At 59.0% G+C, this 21,004-nt stretch carries 19 protein-coding genes; 7 read left to right on the top strand and 12 right to left on the bottom strand.

The window, feature by feature from the left end:
• The first annotated feature begins 446 nt into the window (after nucleotides 1–446).
• Nucleotides 447–695 carry a hypothetical protein gene (locus M3I56_RS34280; protein ID WP_254357776.1) on the top strand — a complete coding sequence of 83 codons (249 nt, stop codon included), beginning with the start codon at nucleotides 447–449 and terminating at the stop codon, nucleotides 693–695.
• A gap of 1,176 nt (nucleotides 696–1,871) precedes the next feature.
• On the opposite strand, the gene M3I56_RS34275 is transcribed toward M3I56_RS34280, so the two are convergent.
• The 3 genes from M3I56_RS34275 to M3I56_RS34265 all read right to left on the bottom strand — a co-directional run bounded on the left by M3I56_RS34275 (nucleotide 1,872) and on the right by M3I56_RS34265 (nucleotide 3,690).
• Nucleotides 1,872–2,120, bottom strand: coding sequence for a hypothetical protein (locus M3I56_RS34275; protein WP_028208500.1), 249 nt, complete (start codon nucleotides 2,118–2,120; stop codon nucleotides 1,872–1,874).
• The gene (locus M3I56_RS34270) at nucleotides 2,117–2,275 is read right to left on the bottom strand and encodes a hypothetical protein (protein ID WP_254357775.1); all 159 of its coding nucleotides are present in this window, start codon (nucleotides 2,273–2,275) and stop codon (nucleotides 2,117–2,119) included. Before M3I56_RS34270 ends, M3I56_RS34275 begins: the two co-directional genes overlap by 4 nt.
• Before the next feature lie 500 nt (nucleotides 2,276–2,775).
• A complete protein-coding gene (locus M3I56_RS34265) occupies nucleotides 2,776–3,690 on the bottom strand; it encodes a hypothetical protein (protein WP_254357774.1) in 915 nt (304 codons plus the stop codon).
• Nucleotides 3,691–4,634: 944 nt separating this feature from the next.
• Here M3I56_RS34265 and M3I56_RS34260 point away from each other — a divergent pair.
• Together M3I56_RS34260 and M3I56_RS34255 are read left to right on the top strand one after the other, a co-directional pair.
• Nucleotides 4,635–5,645 carry a PRTRC system protein D gene (locus M3I56_RS34260; protein WP_254357773.1) on the top strand — a complete coding sequence of 337 codons (1,011 nt, stop codon included), beginning with the start codon at nucleotides 4,635–4,637 and terminating at the stop codon, nucleotides 5,643–5,645.
• On the top strand, nucleotides 5,642–6,031 hold the full coding sequence (locus M3I56_RS34255) for a hypothetical protein (RefSeq protein WP_254357772.1): 390 nt from the start codon (nucleotides 5,642–5,644) through the stop codon (nucleotides 6,029–6,031). Before M3I56_RS34260 ends, M3I56_RS34255 begins: the two co-directional genes overlap by 4 nt.
• Before the next feature lie 612 nt (nucleotides 6,032–6,643).
• On the opposite strand, the gene M3I56_RS34250 is transcribed toward M3I56_RS34255, so the two are convergent.
• Together M3I56_RS34250 and M3I56_RS34245 are read right to left on the bottom strand one after the other, a co-directional pair.
• Nucleotides 6,644–7,387 (bottom strand): LrgB family protein, encoded by a 744-nt coding sequence (locus tag M3I56_RS34250; RefSeq protein WP_254357771.1) that lies wholly within the window; start codon nucleotides 7,385–7,387, stop codon nucleotides 6,644–6,646.
• Nucleotides 7,384–7,755, bottom strand: coding sequence for a CidA/LrgA family protein (locus M3I56_RS34245; RefSeq protein ID WP_254357770.1), 372 nt, complete (start codon nucleotides 7,753–7,755; stop codon nucleotides 7,384–7,386). Before M3I56_RS34245 ends, M3I56_RS34250 begins: the two co-directional genes overlap by 4 nt.
• A gap of 339 nt (nucleotides 7,756–8,094) precedes the next feature.
• Between M3I56_RS34245 and M3I56_RS34240 the strand changes: the two genes are divergently transcribed.
• The 3 genes from M3I56_RS34240 to galE all read left to right on the top strand — a co-directional run bounded on the left by M3I56_RS34240 (nucleotide 8,095) and on the right by galE (nucleotide 11,979).
• Entirely contained in the window at nucleotides 8,095–9,375 is a 1,281-nt protein-coding gene (locus M3I56_RS34240; RefSeq protein WP_254357769.1) for an O-antigen ligase, read from the top strand.
• A 421-nt stretch (nucleotides 9,376–9,796) separates the two neighbouring features.
• Nucleotides 9,797–10,915, top strand: a complete 1,119-nt coding sequence (locus M3I56_RS34235) for a glycosyltransferase family 4 protein (protein WP_254357783.1) — start codon at nucleotides 9,797–9,799, stop codon at nucleotides 10,913–10,915.
• Between the two features lie 32 nt (nucleotides 10,916–10,947).
• Nucleotides 10,948–11,979, top strand: coding sequence for a UDP-glucose 4-epimerase GalE (galE, locus tag M3I56_RS34230; protein WP_254357768.1), 1,032 nt, complete (start codon nucleotides 10,948–10,950; stop codon nucleotides 11,977–11,979).
• Between the two features lie 107 nt (nucleotides 11,980–12,086).
• On the opposite strand, the gene M3I56_RS34225 is transcribed toward galE, so the two are convergent.
• A complete protein-coding gene (locus M3I56_RS34225) occupies nucleotides 12,087–12,986 on the bottom strand; it encodes an NAD-dependent epimerase/dehydratase family protein (protein WP_254357767.1) in 900 nt (299 codons plus the stop codon).
• Nucleotides 12,986–14,020 carry a GDP-mannose 4,6-dehydratase gene (gene gmd / locus M3I56_RS34220; RefSeq protein WP_254357766.1) on the bottom strand — a complete coding sequence of 345 codons (1,035 nt, stop codon included), beginning with the start codon at nucleotides 14,018–14,020 and terminating at the stop codon, nucleotides 12,986–12,988. Before gmd ends, M3I56_RS34225 begins: the two co-directional genes overlap by 1 nt.
• A 425-nt stretch (nucleotides 14,021–14,445) precedes the next feature.
• Between gmd and cysC the strand changes: the two genes are divergently transcribed.
• Nucleotides 14,446–15,048 (top strand): adenylyl-sulfate kinase, encoded by a 603-nt coding sequence (cysC, locus tag M3I56_RS34215; protein WP_254357765.1) that lies wholly within the window; start codon nucleotides 14,446–14,448, stop codon nucleotides 15,046–15,048.
• 52 nt (nucleotides 15,049–15,100) lie between these two features.
• Here the strand turns inward: cysC and M3I56_RS34210 are convergent, their stop codons facing one another.
• The 5 genes from M3I56_RS34210 to M3I56_RS34190 form a co-directional block, all read right to left on the bottom strand.
• Nucleotides 15,101–15,532 (bottom strand): GtrA family protein, encoded by a 432-nt coding sequence (locus tag M3I56_RS34210; protein WP_254357764.1) that lies wholly within the window; start codon nucleotides 15,530–15,532, stop codon nucleotides 15,101–15,103.
• Entirely contained in the window at nucleotides 15,529–16,494 is a 966-nt protein-coding gene (locus M3I56_RS34205) for a glycosyltransferase (protein WP_254357763.1), read from the bottom strand. The genes M3I56_RS34210 and M3I56_RS34205 overlap by 4 nt, the downstream gene beginning before the upstream one ends.
• Nucleotides 16,491–17,417: a UDP-glucuronic acid decarboxylase family protein gene (locus M3I56_RS34200; protein ID WP_302057115.1), complete on the bottom strand. Its 927-nt coding sequence runs from the start codon at nucleotides 17,415–17,417 to the stop codon at nucleotides 16,491–16,493. Before M3I56_RS34200 ends, M3I56_RS34205 begins: the two co-directional genes overlap by 4 nt.
• Nucleotides 17,418–17,743: 326 nt before the next feature.
• Complete coding sequence (locus tag M3I56_RS34195) at nucleotides 17,744–18,910, bottom strand: nucleotide sugar dehydrogenase (protein WP_254357761.1); 1,167 nt, start codon at nucleotides 18,908–18,910, stop codon at nucleotides 17,744–17,746.
• Between the two features lie 29 nt (nucleotides 18,911–18,939).
• A complete protein-coding gene (locus tag M3I56_RS34190; protein WP_254357760.1) occupies nucleotides 18,940–20,991 on the bottom strand; it encodes a hypothetical protein in 2,052 nt (683 codons plus the stop codon).
• Nucleotides 20,992–21,004: the final 13 nt, after the last annotated feature.

The following is a 21,004-nucleotide window of genomic DNA, read 5'->3' as shown; positions in this document are numbered from 1 at the left end:
CCGTTGCGGTCCATGATCAGGCCCATCGCGGCAAGTAAGATAGCGACTCCAAGTGCACCAAAACTCCAGCCCATCGTGGTTCTCCGGCCGTGGATGAATTTCGGTTATAGGGTAACACCGCTCCGGTGCACATGCTTAACCATTAGGGGCCGCCCTCGCCCGTTCGTCGAAAAGTGCGCATCCTGTTGGAACCGCTGCGATGCGTCCAATGTAGAGCGCCTGCCAGCCTTCAACTTGGATAGCCACTGAAGCGTCCCATGCGCGCCTAGGCGCCGGGCACCGAACGCTCGAAAGAGCGCCCAGCAATGCAAATAACCGCACCCGAATGCGCGGCAATGACGGGACGGCTGAGGCTCACGCTTCTGTCGTCCGCTCAGTCCGATCGCGAACGGCGTTCACGGTCCGCCTCCCGGCCCTTCCTCGTCATATAGCCGCCATACCAGCAGATGGCCAACCCGACAATCAAAGCAAAAACGGCGAAGCTCATTGTTATTTCCTCCGCGGAGAGTACATCCTTTATTTGCACGGCGCTCCCAGCTTTGCTGGCGGCTTCGATCCGGGATGATGGCAAGGCCGCACAGCCCAAATGCGATGAACAGCGCGACAATACCAAGCTACGCTATTTTCGATCCATCGTGCGACGTGAAGGGCGAGGCCAAGGGTTGCAGGCGCCTGCAACGCTTTTGGCGAAATGATGATGCTTTTCACGCAGCTTTTGACCCGCCGTTCGTCGCCGAGGAGCCCCTAGTGTGCGCCCCAACAATGCGACACGCGACTGCCGGCAACCTTTAATTCGACGTTTGCAATAATTGCACTACTTTCTGGCGAAATTCTGCCAAATTGTTTCGCAAATACCCGTATGTCGCCTCGTCTTAGACGTCCATTGACAGGGACGCGGATGCTATGCACGAGGAGATCCGCGCAAACGCTACCTTTAGCTACTAGCTTGGAAAACCTGTATTCAATCTTCGTTGTATCGCCGCCCACCGGTTGCGCGTTCGCGGTCCGCCTTGCGACCGTTGTGGTCCATGACCAGGCCCAAAGCGCCGAGCACGAGGGCGACAGCCAGTGCGAAGAAACTCCAACCCATCGTCATTCCCCGTCCGTAGATGACACCAGTATTGAGAGTATCACGGCTGCGGCAGCCCCTCTTCGCGACGAAGGGCTGCCCCAGCCAGTCTGTCAATTTCTGCTGAAACCCGGTCGCGCAGGCGCCCGCGAGTGGGTCCAGGCAAGGCGCGCGCTGGCTCCAGTTGCTTGATGCTGGGAACCGCCCCTCGTGTCGCCGCAAAACACTGTCCCCGTGCATAGGCAAACTCGGTGTCCCCAAGCAGCGCACGCCGTTTCGCCAATTTCTCGTTTAGGCGCCTAAAAGGCTAAACCCGGAATGATGCAATTTCTGTCGAGCTTTCGGCGCTTGGTCTGGCGATACAAGCCCAAAATCACTCGGCTTTCTCGCCATACGTCCCGCAGCCGGTGCAGAACTCCGCCGCGCTTCTTCATGCAGAACGGGCGTTGGGCGTGCTGGTCCGACTATCACGAGTGCAATTCACAGGTGTAAAAAGCCGGCCCCAGTCGTCTATCCGTGGAAGGAGTCAGAGGTTCGGCCGGTAGCACGGAACTCGTCTGCGGCCCTTTCCATCCTGTAATCGCAAAGGCCCGTCGCTGACAAGGCGATTTGTCGAGCTGTATCGCCGATCCGCTCGCATCGTTGGACACGCGCGCCTTCGATTCGAGCAGCGCTTGGTGAGGAACCGCCGCTTCCGTTGATCCGATGCGATGGACAAAGGTCGGTAGAGCAAAAGACGGGGCGACGGTGTTTCCCCTCTGTTGCGAGCCACTGCTTCGTGGCTCGTCCGAAGCGACCAGATCTACATAAACAGGCGACGGCACCGCAGAAGCAGGGAAAAAATCATTCGTATCAGATAGAGGAATCCGATCGCCCAGCTAAAGCCCAAGCTGCCAACAGTAAAAAGAAACTTGCCGCCCTCCGGCATACCCCCTGCGTAAAACAACAGACCGACAAGCGCGAGCAGATAGCAGAAGATCGCAATCGAAGCACGGCGCGCAAGCCAGTGCCAGCCTAGAAATATTCTCACTGCTGCCTGGAGGCTTTTCATTGCTCGTCCTCCGGGTGCTGTGGTGCGTCGAATAGAACTCCGCCGAATTTCCAACCCGCGATCGCTACTGCGACCAGCGCCGCAAGATAGATCCAGGAGAGTGGCTCATCCAGACGTTGGCCGTGGAGGATGGCATAGAGGCGTTCATATTCCATGTCGATTTTCCCTTGACGTTAAGCCCTGATGCACAACACGACGCGCTGCGTCACCGGAGCCTGAGTCCATCGTTACACGCTGTGGGGAATGTCAAGTTCGCGTCGCCGCGCCACTACTCCGTAGTCCTGACGGCAGGGAGGTCGGTGGTCCACCACATGCTCAGCCAACGCAAGGCGATCATTGGGCTGGCGTTCGCCACGCCGCATGGCCAGCGGGGTAGAACCGCAGCTGAAGCGCTTGCGCCGCATTGGACTTGCTGCAATCAGGCGAAAATTTTCGGTGCATGTAAAGGCGCACAACCTATCGCGAGCAGCCCCCGGCTGAGAGCGCACGTTGGCTCCCGCACTGTTTTACTCGTACTGCATTTCTCTGGCCATCTCTACGCGCGCGACTGGCCGCTCGGCTTCATGGCTTCAGCTGCATTCACACCAATCGTCTTCCGGCTTACGACAGCCTCTTCAGGTTGGGTGCACAACCGTTTTTCCTTGGTCATTCCGGTTCATGTGAAACGCGCCATTCCCCCGCGTCGCCGCGTTCTCCGCACCCGCATGTTGGAGCGGCGGCCCTTGCTCGCGGCCTCGATCTCCATGTGGAGCTTGCCGACGACATCTGCAAGCGCGCCGAAGATCGCCTCGTATCGCTCGGGATTGCCTTCGCCGGCGCTCAGTCGCAAGGCACTGTGGTACCGCTGCGCAAGTTCACCGAAGTCGATCCAAAGCGCGTTCATTTGCTCGTCGACACGGGTACAAGCTTCGAGCGCCGCTTTGCGCTCCTGCAGCTTCGCGCCGATCGCGGCTTCTTCGGCCTTCAGCGCGTCGATCTTCTCGTCAAGTTGCCGCCACTCGGTGAGGCGCCTGCTGCACTGCTCATGAATGTGGCGCAGATGCCCCCGTGCCTCGGTAGGGTCCCACTTCTGCAGCTGCTTCCGCATCTCCGAGGCCTCTCGGCGGGCAGCGTCGCGCTCGCGCTCAGTTTCGCTGATCTGCTGGTGAAGTGCGCTCCTACTGCCTGAGACGAGGAAGAGTTCGTTGCGCAGGTAATCGTTCGCTTCCTGGGTCTTCCGCCGTTCGAGCTGCATCTGTTCCATTTCGCGCCGCAGGCGAAGCTCTTCTGCCTGGCTTGCGTCGTACAGCGCATGCAGCCTAGCCATCTCGTTGCTGACTGACTCCACCTGCTCTCGTGTTGCCGTTAGCTCATCCTTTATCTGCCGATGCGAAGCAACCAGCAATGTCACCTCGCGCGCGGACATTTCCGGGGGCGCCTTGCGCTTCTCAGTGACAGCATTCCCAGTGTCGTCGCCAAGGTCTTTGGCGAGAAGCGACTGCATGTGCGACTGCGAACGAAGGTCGATCGCTTCCTCGCGCACGGTCGGCTCGGGATTCAGGCCTAAAGGCGGCTTCTTTTTGTTTGTCATACTGGTTCTCTATGTGAGACGGTGCAGCTCACGGTAGCCTCTTGCCGCAATGCGACGGGTGGCCCTTCTGGCACTTACTCGTCAAGGGCATACGCGCACGCTGTCGCCAGCGCCAAGAAAGTTGATCAATTCACCACGCATCACAGAGCGCGGCGAAGCGATCATTTAAACGGCAATAATTGCGACGCCTTTAGAGTTATCTCGCAGCTAATCTCGGCGAGAGACCATTTCACTTTCGAGAATTGAGGCGTTGAGCACGATAGACAAGTCGGCTCCGCTCGTCTCGCCGTGCAGCTATAGGCACGTAGCCATCTAGGCTCCTCTTGGGCTGCGTGCCACGGATTGGGCCTGTCGTCGCGGCGGGCGTTGCGCGAGCGTGTGCTGAACCAGTAGTCAAGACAGCCGATCATGAGAAGCACAAACAGATCGGGCACGTTCACTCCCGATGAACCGCGCTAGCGTTCCAGTCCCGCACGGCATCCTCGATGGCAAGTTAGCGCACCTGCGTTGACAAGGCGCCTGCGCAATTTAATCTGGAAAGCTATACGTTTTTGTTGAGCTTTCCGGGTTTTAGCACGCAGGCGCCTGCAAACTCCAACGCGCCGAAAGCCGACCTGGTTTCGCTAGCATTACAGCACGGTCAGGATACTCGGACCGTTTGCAGTGTTCCCGCGCCACACCCCCGCCTCGAAGCGGTCGATCGGCGCGGAAGAGGCAAACGAAAGCGGGCAAAAGAGCCCCTGTTTTTGTGAGATTTCGCCGAACTGGAGTGTCGTCGAACTCGATAGACTGGTCCCTGCAAAGTCGAAGCATGTCCCCAGATTGCATTGCATGCGAAGCAATCCCCGGAAGGAATTGGAGGCCCTTAGAAAAGCAAAGCGAGTCTCCCGACGTGCAGTCGATATCTGCTCAACCCTGCCACGCTCCTCTAAAGGACACACACTATGAAAACCCCGGTCTTCGCCGTCGACGTCGGCTACGGAAATACAAAGTACGCATACCGTGCCGCGAATGGCGCGGTCGTGACTGGCATATTTCCGTCTCTCACGCCGCTGGCCCCGCTCCGCACGCATTCGGGTGATAGCGAGAGCATTTTTGGCGCGCGTGAAGTCGCGACGATCACTATCGACCGCATCGACTATGAGGTTGGCCCAGACGTGCCGATCACTGCGGCTTATGACAGGACAGGGCGTGCGCTCGGCAACGACTACGCGCTGAGTCGTGACTACGCGGCACTCCTCTTTGGAGCGATTCATCTATCCGGCGCCACGCGCATCAAGTATCTCGTTCTTGGCTTGCCCGTTCGCAATACCGAAAAGTACTCAGCAACGCTAAAGGAACGCTTCATCGGGGAGCATGACTTCGGACACGGTCGAGTCGTAGTCGAGAAGGTAGTTGTCATCCCGCAGCCCCTCGGTTCGCTCGTGCAAGCGACCAGTTCCCGCGGAGGCAGTTTCGGACGTGACGATGCGCACCTGGTTGTCGACGTGGGCTACTTCACGACGGACTGGGTCTACACGAACGGCTTCACGATGGATTACAACCGCGGCGGCGGTATTCCTGTCGGCACATCGCAGATCTCCCGGCACATCGCTAACCTCATTTCACGCGACGAAAACGAAAAGGTCGACGAAATCGAGCGCATTGACAAGGCACTGCGACAGAAGACACCCTTCTTCTTTTATGGCAAAAATATTGACCTCGCGCCGTATGTCGCGCTGGCAGCGCCGATCATTGCCGACGTTGCGATGGCGGTACAGAGCCACGTCGGCGCCCTTCCCGACGTGCGCTCAATCATTCTTTCAGGAGGCGGTGCGAACCTTTTCGCCCCGGCGATCCGTCGCAGGTTCCCTCGCGTCGTCATTGAACAAATTGACTCACCGTGCCTCGCAAACGCGCGCGGATTCCTGATCATCGGCGAAGCTGGACTTGCGCGTGAAGACGGCGCGGCATGAGTGACAAAATCGTGATGCAGGTGACGATCAACCCTCTCATCTCACCGTTGCTGTATGAACGATTGAGCCGTTGTGTATCGGCGCACGAGCGCACAATGCTGTTGAAGGCGCTTGCGGAGGCGATGCTTCGTCGTGAGTTGCTACGGCAACGATCTATTTCAGATTCTGCGCTTGTATCGCCCGTACCAGCGAGCGCGACGACGTCGAGTTTGCCAACGAACGAAGTGAGCGTGCCCGAGTCTCCGGAGATCCTGCGTGCAGGCAACGCAGCGGACATTGCTCCGGGTCTCAGCGCCGATCTGGGCAACCAACTAGCGGGCTACTTCGACCAGGGTCGCACAATTGACCTCCCCGAACAGGGCCAAGTATGGGCGCACACCCGGTGACGAAGTGCGCTGCGTGCGCTCACGGCGCCGAATATGCTCATCGCGATAACTGGCACGGCGGCGAGCTAGGAAATGCCAACCGCCGACTCGGCGATGGTCTATTTGCGCTTCGGGGATACAGGGTGCGCGCTGTAGATGCGGCAATCGGCCGACACACACGGGTACGCGTATTCGTCGATGACTGGCAGGCAAATCGACGTTGTCGTCGCCGAACGGCGGCTCAGCGGCCGGCACAGATTCAATTGCTTCGTATCATGCCGAGCGTAGCGCCTCGAAAATCAGTTTTCGGGTCGGATTATCCATCCAATGTCAGACAATGAGGAAAAAACTTCTTCATCGCTCAACAATTAATCTAAATATCGCAAGGATTGCGTTTAGGCGCCTAAACGGAAGCGCTCCTTCCAGTTGGCTTTTTCATTTAAAAAACATCAACTTAACTAAAAACGCAAGGTGTGAACCATTTGAACCGACGGCGGCACCGTCTACGAGCCGGGATTCCGTCAAAAGCTAAACAGAAACAGCGCCATTCCGGGTTTAGGCGTTTAGGCGCCTAAACCACCGGTCTGCCGACGCTCCTACTGGAGCAGTACGCCACCAGCGCGGAAAATTTTTCTACATCCACCGCAGCAGGACCGGCAGCAATACAGGCACGACGAAGGCAGTGAACACACCGTTGAGACCCATACCAAGCCCGGAAAACGCCCCCATTTCCTCGCTCACCTGAAACGCACGCGCGGTGCCGATGCCATGCGACGCGACGCCGATCGCGAAGCCACGCACCTCGGTCTCACGCACGCGAATCACGTTGAGAATCCAGCGCGCAGTCACCGCACCGAACACGCCCGTCGATATCACGAGCACGGCAGTCAGAGACGGGATGCCGCCGATCTTGTCGGCAACGGCCATGGCGATCGGTGTGGTAACGGACTTCGGCGCGAGTGAAGCGATGGTCTGATGCGAGGCGCCGAAGAGCTTGGCGACGCCGACCGCCGACACGATCGCCGTGAGCGAGCCTGCAACGAGCCCGCCGAGCAATGGCAGCGCGCCGCGCTTGAGCTTGTCCCACTGACGATAAAGCGGCAGGGCGAGCGCGACAGTCGCGGGGCCAAGCAGGAAGTGCACGAACTGGGCGCCCTCGAAATACGTGCGATACGGCGTATCGGTGATTTTGAGCGCTGCAACGACGAGCGCCACAGCAATGAGCACCGGATTCGCGAGCGGATTGTGCTTTGCGCGCGCGTAGATATTGATGGCGATGAGATAGGCGACGAGCGTCACCGTCAAGCCGAGCAGCGGCGTGGCAGCGAGATAGACCCAGATCGCATCGAGCTTTGTGGTGGGCAAGTGGCTGTTCACGATGCACCCTCCCCGGCCGTTGGGTTGCGCCGCTGGCGACGCAACAACGCGCGCGTGACGAGCGCCGTCACCGCGATGCCGAGCGTCGTGCTCACGACGAGGCTCGCGATCACGGCGAGCGCCTCGCCGCGCACCGCTTGCGCCGACACCATGATGCCCACGCCCGCCGGAATGAAGAGCAGCGAGAGATGGCGCAACAATTCGAGCGCGGTCGGCTCGATGGCCTCGGCGGCGGCGGGCCGCATCAACGCAAAGGCAAACAAGAGAATCATGCCGATCACGGGACCGGGCACGGGCAGCGAGAACACGTAGGACACGCTCTCGCCGAGACACTGGAAGATCAGGAGGGCGGCAAGGGAACGAAGCATGAGTGAGGCTCGGACGAGGCTGGAAACGCGCGCGGCGCGCGCAGTGTAGCCCAATGGCACGCGAGGCGCAGCCAATCGTCATACCAGAGTGCGATGCGCGCCCCTCCTCCTGCGTCCCAGGGCGGTTATCGGCGCTATGTTTGATCGCTATTTTAATCTAGCCGGTGGCGATCACCAAAGTAGTGCACAGATTTTTGGGCACAGTGTCGGGCGAGGATAACGAATGCGTACAATACTGCTTTTCGCGTCATGCTTCGCACCCACAAAGCTGCGTAGTGAGGACGTAACACGGGGACGTAATCCAAACAACCCGCCCTTACAGACAACAGCAGTGTAGCGATGCCCACAGCAGTTACGATTGATTCCCGACGCACCGCGCCCAGCGACTGGCTGACCGCGGCTTTCCTGCTCGCTTTTCCCTCTATCGCCATGCTCGTACAAGGCGCTTCGAGCGCCGTATCGATTGGGGCGGGCGTCATTTCGTTGGCGGCATTGTGCTCGCGGCCCGCAGGCGCACCGTATGGCTACGCACCGCTCGAGCGTCACGCACTCGCGTTTTGCATCGCGCTATGCGGCCCCGTCGCCGCCGTGGCGCTCAGCACGCTCTCGCATGGGCATCCCTTGTTCAAAACCTGGGACTCGCCGTCGCGGTTCCTGCTCGCGATTCCGATCTTTCTGGCCCTACGGCGCGCGCCGCCGCGAATCTTCGTCTGGGCGGACCTCTCCTTCGCGCTGGGGGCCATGTCGGCACTCGCTCTTGGCCTTTTCATGCCGCGCGATTGGGGCTCAGGCCGCATCGGCAGTGCGTTCCTGAACCCGATCCATTTTGGCGATCTCGCGCTCGCGCTCGGCGTGCTGTCGGCGATTGCGCTGAACTGGTGGCGCAAAGATTCGGCGCTCTGGCGCGCGATCAAGATCGTGAGCCTGTTTGCGGGCGTCGCCACTTCGCTGCTGTCTGGCGCGCGCGGTGGCTGGGCGGCAATTCCGCTCGTTGCCTTGCTGATCGTGTGGGAACTCGGCCGCAACAAGCCTTTCTACTGGAAGGTGCTGATGCCAGTGACTGTCGCGCTGCTGTTTGGGCTCGTGTACGGTCTGTCGGGAACAGTGCGCGAGCGCGTCGACGAGGTGTCATCCGACCTGACGCAGTACACGCAAGGTCACCGCGACACGTCGGTAGGCATACGTCTGCAGCTCTATGAGGCGGCTTCGACACTTATCGCCGAACATCCGGTGCTCGGCCTCGGTGGCGACGGGTTTCGCGACAAGATGACCTCGATGGCGAAGCAAGGCGCGCTCACTCCCACGGCGGCGCAGTTCGGCGAAGGCGAAGTGCACAACCAGTTGCTCGCCTACATGGCTAACTACGGCATTGTGGGCGGCCTCGCGCTGCTCGCGATCTATATCGTGCCGGCATTTTTTTTCGCTGCGAAGCTCAAGTCCGCATCGAGGACGACGCGGCGTACTGCGCTCATGGGCCTGTCCTTCGTCTTGATGTTCTTCGTCTTTGGGCTGACGGTCGAGACCTTCGACCTGAAAAGCACGGTATCTTTCTACGCGACCGTGCTGGCCATCCTCGCAGCGATCACGGACCGCACGGACGTCAAGTCAGCTCCTGTTTAGGACGAGCCGTCTGGTCTGCGCATTCATTCGACTTTGCCTAGTTTTGCTCTTCGAAATAGCCAACGACTTCGCCAGCGATATGTTCGACTGAGATCTCATTGACATTGCCCTCGGTGAAAATCGCTCTCATTCTGGAGGGGGCATGGCAGTACGCGCCGTGCTCTCGTCTGATAAGGCTCGGTGGGCGAGAAACATACACGCGGAGTAGGCTGACGTTGCTCAAGGCGCAGCGGCTCCTCATAACCGAGGGTGGCGGGCTCTTGGTCCGCCGCCGCGGCTGGGCAGGTTTTGATGCCCGTCGGCTAAAATGTGCGCCCCGGCCGCTGCCGCTATTCCGTGTCAACGACGCTCCCTCTCCGTGAATTCCTCGCCCGTCCAAACCACCGCCAGCGCGCCCCAGTCCGCCGCTCGCCGGCATCCGCTGCAAGTCGCCCTCGTCTGCAACACGGCTTGGGCGATCTACACGTATCGGCGCGGCCTGTTGCGTGCACTCACAGAAGCGGGCGCGCAAGTCACCGTGATCGCGCCGCGCGACCGCACCTTCGAGCCGCTCGCCGCCATGGGCTGCCGCTGCGTCGAACTGCCGGTGGCCTCGAAGGGCACGAATCCGCTCGACGACCTGCGCACGCTCCTCGCGCTCTATCGCCAGTATCGCGCGCTCAAGGCGGGCGTCGTGTTTCACTACACAATCAAGCCAAATATCTACGGATCGATTGCCGCGTGGCTCGCGCGCACGCCTTCGGTGGCGGTCACGACGGGCCTCGGTTACGTGTTCATCCAGAAAAGCCGCGCCGCGCAGGTCGCCAAGCGTTTGTATCGTTTCGCGTTCCGCTTCCCGCGCGAAGTGTGGTTCCTCAATCGCGACGACGAAGCCGCTTTCAAGGAGGGCAATCTCCTCGCGCATCCCGAACGCGCGAGGCTGCTGCACGGCGAAGGTGTCGATCTCGACGATTTCCCCTTCACGCCGTTGCCCGAGCGCGCAGAGTTTGCGTTCGTTCTGATTGGCCGGCTGCTCTGGGACAAGGGCGTGGGCGAGTATGTCGAGGCCGCGCGCACGCTGCGCGCGCGCTATCCGCACGTGCGCTTCCAGCTGCTCGGCCCAGTGGGCGTGGACAACCCGAGCGCGATCTCGCGTGATGAAGTGGCGGCGTGGGAGCGCGAAGGCGTGATCGAATACCTGGGCGAAACGGCCGATGTGCGCCCCTTTATCGCCGATGCGGACTGCGTCGTGCTGCCCTCGTATCGCGAAGGCGTACCGCGTACGCTGATGGAAGCGAGCGCAATGGGCCGCCCGATCGTCGCCACCAACGTGCCTGGCTGCCGCGAAGTGGTTGCCGACGGTGTGAACGGCCTGCTGTGCGAAGCGCGCGACGCTGCCTCGCTAGCCGCCAGCCTCGCGCGGATGCTGGACCTCGACAGGCCGGCGCGCGCGGCCATGGCCGGGCGCGGCCGGAAAAAAATCGAGAAAGAATTCGATGAGCGCGTTGTGGTACAACGCTACCGGGAACTGATCCGGGAAATCACCGGGTCGACTTTTTGATCGAGTCTGGATTTCACGGGAACGAACACGGCATGACTGCGACGAACTCAAAGGGCACCATCCTCGTCACCGGCGGGGCGGGCTATATCGGCTCGCATACCTGCGTCGAGCTGCTCAATGGCGGCTATGAGGTAGTCGCGATCGACAATCTCGTCAACAGCAGCAGCGAATCGCTCAAGCGCGTCGAGCAGATCACCGGCAAACCCGTGGCATTCTACGAAGCCGACGTGCGCGACGCCACCGCGGTTTCGCGTGTTTTTGAAGCGCATCGCATCACGGGCGTGATCCATTTCGCGGCGCTCAAGGCCGTGGGCGAGTCGGTGGCGAAGCCTATCGAGTATTACCGCAACAATGTCGACGGATTGCTCGTGGTTCTCGACGTGATGCGCCAGCATAGCGTGAAGCAGGTCGTGTTCAGCTCTTCGGCCACGGTGTATGGCATGCCCGAACGCTCGCCGATCGATGAATCGTTTCCGCTCTCGGCAACGAATCCCTACGGCCAGTCGAAGCTCATCGCCGAACAGATCCTGCGTGACATCGAGATCTCGGACCCGGAGTGGCGCATTGCGGTGCTGCGATATTTCAATCCGGTGGGCGCGCATGAAAGCGGGCTGATCGGCGAGGATCCGGCGGGCATTCCGAACAACCTCATGCCTTACGTCGCGCAAGTGGCGGTGGGCAAACTCGAAAAGCTGCGCGTGTTCGGCGGCGACTATCCGACCCCGGACGGCACGGGTGTGCGCGACTATATTCACGTGGTCGATCTGGCGAAGGGCCACCTCAAGGCGCTCGACGCGCTTGCCTCGCGTGCCGAAGGCCTGGTCGTGAATCTCGGCACCGGGCGCGGCTACAGTGTGCTCGAAGTCGTGAAGGCGTTCGAACAGGCCTCAGGGCGCCCCGTGCCCTATGAGATCGTGGCGCGCCGGCCTGGCGATATCGCCGAATGCTATGCGAATCCGCTCGCGGCGGAAAAGCTCATCGGCTGGAAAGCAGAGTTCGGAATCGAACGCATGTGCGTGGATCATTGGCGCTGGCAGGAGAAAAATCCGCGGGGGTTTGAGTAAGGCTGAATGCAGCCGCACTGGTTTTCGGGCAAGCGCGGCTGCGAAGGATGAGCCGAGCGCAGTACCTCGGCGCGACGCGACGGTAGCTGGCAGAATGCCCGCCGCTTTCAGGCGGCGTCGCTATCGGACAACATCCAGTGCAAGGTGTCGTAGAGTGTCGGCGCATCGAGCTGCCCGATGGCGCTCAACAGCTTGTGGTTATCGCCGCACTGCGATTTCACCTCGTGATCACGCACAAAGTTGGGATTGGTCCGCGCTTCGATATCGTGACCGGTGATCGTGGACATTGTCTGCAGCACGTGCGTGAGCGTGACCGCATGGCCCGAACACACGTTGTACACTTCGCCGACTGGCGCCTTCTCGAGCAGCCTGCAATACACATCAGCCACCCAGCGCACATCGGAGAAGTCGCGAGCCACATCCCGATTGCCCAGCTCAATGACCGGCGCACGCCGACGGAAGTGATCCGCCATCTTCGCAACGAGAAAACTCAGCGATTGGCCCACGCCGATGCAATTGAACGGGCGCACCGTGATGATCGGCAACCGGTCCGTCCAGAGCTGCGCCATGTATTCGAGCGCGACCTTGCTCACGGCGTAGTCGTTAGCAGGATGATACGGTGCCGTCTCCGGGATCGGCAGCCCTAGCGGGCCCGCGCCATAAATGTTCGCGCTGCTTGCAAGCAGCACCGCCGAAGGTTTCTTTTCGTCCGCCGCGAGCGCTTCGAGCAGATTGCGCGATCCTACGACGTTGGTCGCGTAAATTTCGCCAGGATTGCCGTGCCCGACGAACGAGATGGCGGCGAGATGCACGACCCAGTCGGCTCGCACACGCGCCACCACCTCCGCGAGACCTGCGCGGTCCTGCAGATCGCATACGTACACATCGGGGGTGGGCACGTCACAGCGTCGCACGAGACTCGAAACCTGATGGCCGCGCGCGCGCAATGCTTGCGCAACATACCGCCCCGTGAAGCCCTCGGCCCCTGTAATCAACACTGAAGCCATCAGAACGACATCCCCTTCTTGTTACGCGCGACATCCGCTTCGACCATCATCTGGCACAGCGTTTCAAGTGAAGTCTTCGGCGCCCAGCCAAGCTCATCGTGAGCCTTCCGCGCATCGCCGATGAGCAGATCGACTTCGGCCGGACGGTAGAACGCCGGATTCACGCGTACGATCGTCTTGCCGCTCTGGCGATCACGTCCGATTTCGTTTTCCGCGGTACCTTGCCATTCGATACCGATGCTAAGACACTTCGCCGCTGCGTTGACGAAATCGCGAACGGTCACCGTGCGGTTGGTTGCAAGCACATAAGTATCAGGTTGATCGGCCTGCAACATGCGCCACATGCCTTCCACGTATTCCTTCGCATAGCCCCAGTCGCGCTGTGCGTCCAGGTTGCCGAGCTCGAGCACGTCGAGCTGGCCGAGGCTGATTTTCGCAAGCGAATCGGTGATCTTGCGCGTCACGAACTCGCGGCCGCGCAGCGGCGACTCGTGATTGAAAAGAATGCCGCTCGACGCAAACATGTTGTAGCTTTCGCGGTAATTCACCGTAATCCAGTGCGCGTAGAGCTTGGCGACACCGTACGGGCTGCGTGGGTAGAACGGCGTGGATTCCGTCTGAGGAATGGCCTGCACCTTGCCGAACATCTCCGACGTGCTGGCCTGATAGAAACGCGCCTTCGGATTGATGATGCGAAGTGCCTCAAGCAGATTCAGCGCGCCAACCCCAGTCACCTGGGCAGTGAGCGCCGGCTGCTCGAACGACACGCCAACGAAGCTTTGTGCGGCTAGGTTATAGACCTCGTCAGGCTGAGCCCGCTCCATCAGGCGAATACAGCTACCCGCATCCAGCAGGTCGTGCTCGACGAGCCGCAGATTCTGATGATGAGCGACGCCGAGTTCTTCGAGACGCCAGAAATTGACGGAGCTCGTCCGGCGGTAGGTGCCGTGGACGATGTAGCCCATTTCTAGAAGCTGCTCCGTCAGGTAGGCGCCGTCCTGACCGGTAATGCCCGTAATGATTGCTGATTTCACGAAACTCTATTCCTCAAGTGCATGAGTGCCGCCATGCGGAACATTCTGCGTGAGCTCTAGTCGCCGCCGGCCGTTATATCACATTCCTTGACAGCGACGCCCCCCGCGTTCTTGAGCCCGTCGCCCGGCAGGCCCGCGGCCGGCTCGCGAGTCTCAGTACGCGCCGCCTTATGTTGCGGGTCGCCTGAAACGGTGAGTTCTCGATCGAATGTGCGTGTCCGGACCACCGGCACTGGAATGAGAAGAATTTGCAAAAGATTCTCGTAAGGTGCCCCGGTACCGGGTAGACAACATCAACAGTCATTCCTGCATCACAGAGAGTTACAAGCCTGCAAAATTGTTGCGGCTTATTACCAAGGCATTACAATCTCTGCGCAAGAAGTTAGAATCCTGAATCGCATGCATTTTCATTGGGACAGCAAAGGGTGGAAACCGGAACATCGACAGGCGTGGTGATATGGCTCACCGGCATGTCCGGGGCGGGCAAATCGACCATTGCGCGCGCCTTAGTCGACCGATTGCAAACGTTCGCTCTTCACGCCACGATGCTCGACGGGGATGTTCTTCGCACGGGCCTCAACTCGGATCTCGGCTTTAGCGAGACCGAGCGCACTGAAAACCTTCGGCGCATCGCCCACGTGGCGGCGCTTTTTTGTAACGAAGGGTTCGTCGCCGTCGCGGCGACTATTTCGCCCGAGCCCGAGCATCGCGATAATGCGCGGCGCATCGTAGGCGACGCCTCGTTCGTCGAAGTATTTATCGACACGCCGCTGGCGGTCTGCGAGAGGCGCGATCCCAAAGGGCTTTATAGGCGGGCGCGGCGCGGAGAGATTCCGCAGTTCACAGGTCTCGGAGCGCCCTATCACCCGCCAGTCAATCCCGATCTCGTGATTCGCACGCAGGGGGCCAGCGTTCAAGAATGTGCGCAGCAGATCGTCGACCATCTGGTCGTCGCCGAACGGATCGCCCTGAAGCTGGGTCGCCACAAGGACGCGCGGCAGGATCTCCACGCAGGCACGCGCCTCTGACTCGTCTATCGAGTACACCTGAAGACGGAGACAACGCACCGTCCGGACGCGCTTATTTGCCGCTCCTTTCCAATGAGCTGCTTCTGCCTTGATCCAACGTATCGGCGAACACCAGACGCTTGTTGCCGAAGTAACTCAGCGACATCTGCATGAACGACGCAACCAAAAAGCCGATCCGGTAGTCGAGTCGCAGCCAGTCCGTCCAGCACGTCAGCACGAGGCCGTGCAACGCAGCAATCGCGAGATACAGACCGCTGAATTTGATGGCCTGCGAAACGATCGAGCCTTCCCGATTCTGAAAAACAAAATAACGGGAACCAATAAATGAAGCGGCAATGCCAAAAATCGCCGCAACCAGATTGGCAGCGCCCGCAGACGGGAAATGCAGCACCTTCAAATTGAACGTGAGCACGCTGTAATGAACGGCCGTTGCAAACAGACCGTTGATCACGTATCTCAGCACTTCCCAACTGCGGGTATTCAAGTTACGTTCCTCTGCGGCACGACTTCGATCACGCGGTCGATGAAGTCGTTATAGGTAAAAGCGGTCGTGACGGAGCCGCTGCGGACGACACCGGTCAGCATGAGCGTCATCAGCGCGAGCGCGCCGGTCTGCAGGAACATGAGCATCAGAATGCCCAGTGCGACCGAAAACCAGCCCGGCGTCGAAAAGCCAAGCAACTTCAGTACGATCGCGAGGACTGCCCCCGCCACGGAGAGCGCCGCGATCAACGCGCAGACGATCCCGACGCGTACAAGCACGTCTTCTGCAAACACCATCAAACCCTTGAACCCGTGGAGCGCGAGCCCAACGAAGTTCATCTTGGACTTGCCGGCGTAACGCGGTCCGCGATCGAGCGGACACGTATTGGTTCGCAGCTTCGAGGCGAGTACCGCACCCGCCACGTGAATCGATAACTCCTGCATGGCGACGAGGCGCTTCACGGCGTGCGCTTTCAGCGCCATGAAATTGCCGAAGCTAATGGCACGGCCAGTCATGACACTATAGAACGTCTTGTAGACAGCGTAGAAAGCCTTGAAGCGAAAGGTCTCCACGCGGCTTTTGCGCTGCGCCACCACGACATCGACATCAGCCGGCTCGAGCTGCGTGAGCAGACTGTGGATCGTCGACGGCAGGTCTTCGCCGTCCGAATCCATGACGACCACGCGTTGATGGGGCCGGATGCGCTCAGAAGCGTAGCCAAGCCCGATGGCAATCGCACGCTGGTGGCCAACGTTGCGGCGCAGCTTCAAGACCACGCCGTCGATGCCGGCCACCTCGAGGCTTTCGGCCTCGAGCGGTTGCTTGACAGACCCGTCATCGACGGCGACCACGAACACGGATTCGCCGAACTGTGCGGCCAACTCCTTGAACAGGCGACTACTGGCCTCCACGTCCTCATAAACGGGCGTCACGACGACGACGCGGTAGTGATCGAAGCTCATACCTGGAGGAACTTCCGGAAGTATTCGATCGTGTCGTGCAAGCCCGCGCGCAGTTGGACACTCGGCTCCCAGCCGAGTGTCGCCTTCGCCGCGGCGATGTTCGGCTGGCGCTGTTTCGGATCGTCCGATGGCAACGGCTTGAACACGAGTTTCGAGTGGCCGCCCACCATTTCGAGGACCGTCTCCGCGAGCTCCTTGATCGTGAATTCGTTGGGATTCCCCATGTTGACGGGGCCCGTTACTTCGTCGGGACTATTCATCATCCGCACGAACCCGTCGATCAGGTCGTTGACGTAGCAGAAGCTGCGCGTTTGCAGGCCATCGCCGTAAATCGTGATGTCCTCACCGCGTAGTGCCTGTACGATGAAGTTGCTGACGACGCGGCCGTCGTTCGGGTGCATTCGCGGCCCGTATGTGTTGAAAATGCGGATGACCTTGATCTGCAGACCGTGCTGGCGATAGTAGTCGAAGAACAGGGTTTCGGCGCAACGCTTCCCTTCGTCATAGCAGGAGCGAATACCGATCGGGTTGACGTGCCCCCAATAGTCCTCGGTCTGGGGATGAATCTCGGGGTCGCCGTACACTTCGCTCGTCGACGCCTGCAGTATCTTGGCCTTCGTACGCTTGGCGAGACCCAGCATGTTAATCGCACCGTGAACGCTCGTCTTGGTCGTCTGGACCGGGTCGCGCTGATAGTGGATCGGCGACGCAGGGCATGCGAGATTGTAGATCTCGTCGACCTCGACATAGAGAGGGAACGTCACGTCATGCCGCAGCAATTCGAAATGCGGATCGCCCATGAAGTGTGCGACGTTGTCTTTCGTGCCGCTGTAGAAGTTATCGACGGCAAGGACGTCGCAGCCGTCACGCAGCAGTCGCTCACACAGGTGCGAACCAAGGAAGCCTGCGCCGCCCGTGACCATCACCCTCTTTCTGTTCGAAACACGCACTCCAATCCCCTTAATCAAAAAAACTGAGCGAACGAAACTTCGTGCCAGGTCAATCGGAGCTTCGAGACAACAAAGACTGCCCGTTTGCGTGGCGAATCGCCTGGCAAGTCGTCGAGGCGCGCGACCTCTTTAGCAAAACACTCTGCGCTGCGCCACCTGAAAGATGGCGTTTTGGATGAATCCCACAACGATAAGACCAGCTGACGGCCTTGTCGCGTAAATCCCGGGCAAGCGTGACCCGATGCCCGGCTCACAAATTACGCGACATCCGTCGTGCGCCTTTCGGCGGCGCGCCGTCCTTAGTTGTCCCCAAACAGATCCCGGGTGAAAACCTTGTCCTTTACGTCGATAAGATCGTCGGAGAAGCGGTTCGTCACGATCACATCGGCCTGTGCCTTGAATTCCGCGAGGCCTTCGACGACGCGCGAGTGATAGAACTCCGCTTCCTTCAATTCTGGCTCGTAGACGATGACATTGATGCCCTTCGCCTTGACACGCTTCATGATGCCCTGAATGCTCGACGAGCGGAAATTATCAGAACCGCTTTTCATGATCAGCCGATAAATGCCGACGACATTCGGCTTCCGCTTGATGATCGAATCAGCGATGAAATCTTTACGCGTCGTATTCGACTTGACGATGGCGTGAATGAGGTTCTGCGGCACGTCGCGGTAATTCGCAAGCAATTGCTTCGTGTCCTTCGGCAAGCAGTATCCGCCATAACCGAACGACGGATTGTTGTAGTGACCGCCGATGCGCGGGTCGAGCCCCACGCCTTCGATGATTTGCTTGCTATCCAGATCGTGCGTCACCGCGTACGTGTCGAGCTCGTTGAAATACGATACGCGCATCGCGAGATACGTGTTAGCGAAGAGCTTGATCGCTTCGGCTTCAGTCGGGTCCGTGAAGAGGACCGAAATCGATTCCTTGGCAGCGCCTTCCACGAGCAGGTCGGCGAACTTGCGCGCGCGTTCTGAACGCTCTCCCACGATGATCCGCGAAGGAAAGAGATTGTCGTGCAGCGCATGGCCCTCGCGCAGAAATTCCGGCGAGAAAATCAGGTTCTTGCAGCCGAGCAGTTCGCTCGTCTTGACGGTGTAGCCGACGGGCACAGTCGACTTGATGACCATGCAAGCCTGCGGACTAATGGCCATGACGTCGCGAATGACGTTCTCGATCGACTGTGTATTGAAATAGTTCGTCTCGGGATCGTAATTAGTCGGCGTCGCGATGACGACGTAGTCTGCCCCTTCGTAGGCTTCGTGCCTGTCGAGCGTCGCGCGAAAATTGAGCGGCTTGTTCTTCAGGAAGTCCTGGAGCTCCGCATCGACGATGGGAGACTCCTTTCTGTTCAGCATGTTGACTTTTTCGGGGACGATATCGAGCGCCACGACTTCGTGATGCTGTGAAAGCAGCACCCCGTTCGACAGCCCGACATAGCCCGTTCCCGCGATCGCAATTTTCATCGGTTTAAATACGCATTTGAATTCGTTGATTACTTCTGGCCCAGATTGATGCGCAGCGGCTTTATGCCGATGTCTTGGGCCCAAAATACATTTTCCTGGACCAAAGATACCTCAAGCATCCGCCCTTGTCGAACCACGGCGTCGCCGACTGGCAGCGAGAGATCGAGATCGCTGTGAGCAGGAATATCAAAGGGTAAATCCTTTCGTGTATCCCACCCGCTTACTGGGACCCCGTTCGCATCGAGCACACGCCACGATGCCCGAATAGGCGTATTGACCTCAGAAATCGCCGAGAAATGCTGATTACTCGAATTTTCAATCTTGATGTTCACGTAGTGCTGACCCAATGCGTCGGAGCGGCCCGTATATTGAAGGGACAGCGCACGAAACGCTTCCGGTGTGTAGCTCTTAGAAGCTCGGGTCAATTGCGGTATGCTGCGCCTCCAAGCCGGGTTGCAGTTGCCAAATCCGATCGGCACCACGCGGTCAATCAGCTTCGTGTAGGCGCCGATATCGTTCGATTTCCCGACGAAATTCAGATACGTAAGGATTCGCTTTGGCATCTCGGCACAGTCATCGCCATAGAACCCATTGTAGCCTGACGGGTAAATTCCGCTATAGCCATTCAATGTGGGATGACCTCTATTGATTGCAACCCACATTGCATCCAGCTCATCGGCGTAGAAATAAGGACCGTGAGACTGCGCAAAAAATAGAACCGCGTCCTTTGGCAAGTTCGCCGGCACCTCCCTCTCGACGGCGCTTAGCCTTTCGCGCCATAGCTCCTTGGGGCTAACTACGATCGAAACGAAGGAGCACTCGGCCAATAAGGCAGGAACGAGTACGACCAGAACAAGACGCCGACCCCATGATTTATTTGCAATCAGAGTGTCGACGAACGACGCGGCCAGATACGCAATGGGGAAAAGTAGTACGAGAATGATTCGGGTAACTACACGAATGGCGGACGCGAGTGGCAGCTTGCAGAACAGGATCCAAAGACTATAGCCGCCGAAGTAGGCCGTAATCAGAATCAGCAATGCCAGCGCTCCGCCGAGCAGGGGAAACGCGACCCCATCCTTTTCCCTGCTACCGAACATGGCGCCGCACACGGCGAGCATCATTGGCACTAGGCCAATGAACAGCTGGTGCTCATGCCGCATTGGAATATCGGCAAATATTCTCGACTGCGATGTCCACAACCAGGACCAGTCTGCGAGGAAATAGCTCTGGATACGAGGCAGCATCGTTGCGATCTCGCTCCATTCCCGCTTCGCCCCGTAGAGTTCGCTCACCTTGAGATACGGATAAAACAGCAGACTCATCAAGATGAGAAGAGCTATGAGCGCAACAGAGAACCCGATCTTCGCAGCGGAGGTCGAGCGCGTCCATGACACGCAGAAATCAGTAGCGGCGCTACGGAGACTTTCCGCTCGACGAATAGACGGGGTCAAAATATAAATGCTCGCGATCGACACCAGCAGCATCAGCAGAAAAAAACCGACGTAAATGGTGCAATAAAACTGCCAGACGAGCCACGCCCCCGAGATCGCGAGATAACGCCAGCTTTTCTGTTCCAGAAAAAAAATTAGAGCAGTAGCCGACAGCGGAACCCCGAACCGATATACCAATTGGGCATGCCCGGATTGAGCCGTCACGGGCAACGCAAACGTGAAAATAATCGCCCCGACCACAGCAGCAATCCCACCCTGACGAAGCTTCCTTAGAGCGTAATACGTCGCCGCGTAGTTCGCCACATATCCGATTAGATACCAGATTTGAAAGGCGGTGTCCGAGCTCCCTGTGATGAATCGAGGTATCAGATAAGCAGGCGCGGCACCAAAAAGATTATCCGAGAATCCAAGAATGTATGGATAGGGATAAAAGAAGCTCAGATGGACGAATGATTTCTGGCCACCTTGGAGTGTCTGATAGATATTTTCAAGAAAATAGTTATTCAGCCGGGCATCGCCGAGATCGCCCGGCATCATCGAAAAATGTGCCAGCTGCGCGAGCGGTATAGCCATAAAGGCTACCAGAAACGAGCCAATCGCAATCGAGGTGTTAAGTTTTTTCGACATGAATTTTCGCGAG

The organism is Paraburkholderia sp. CNPSo 3281 (genome assembly GCF_024206515.1).
Lineage (GTDB): Bacteria > Pseudomonadota > Gammaproteobacteria > Burkholderiales > Burkholderiaceae > Paraburkholderia > Paraburkholderia nodosa.
This window is presented reverse-complemented; position numbering and strand designations above follow the sequence as displayed.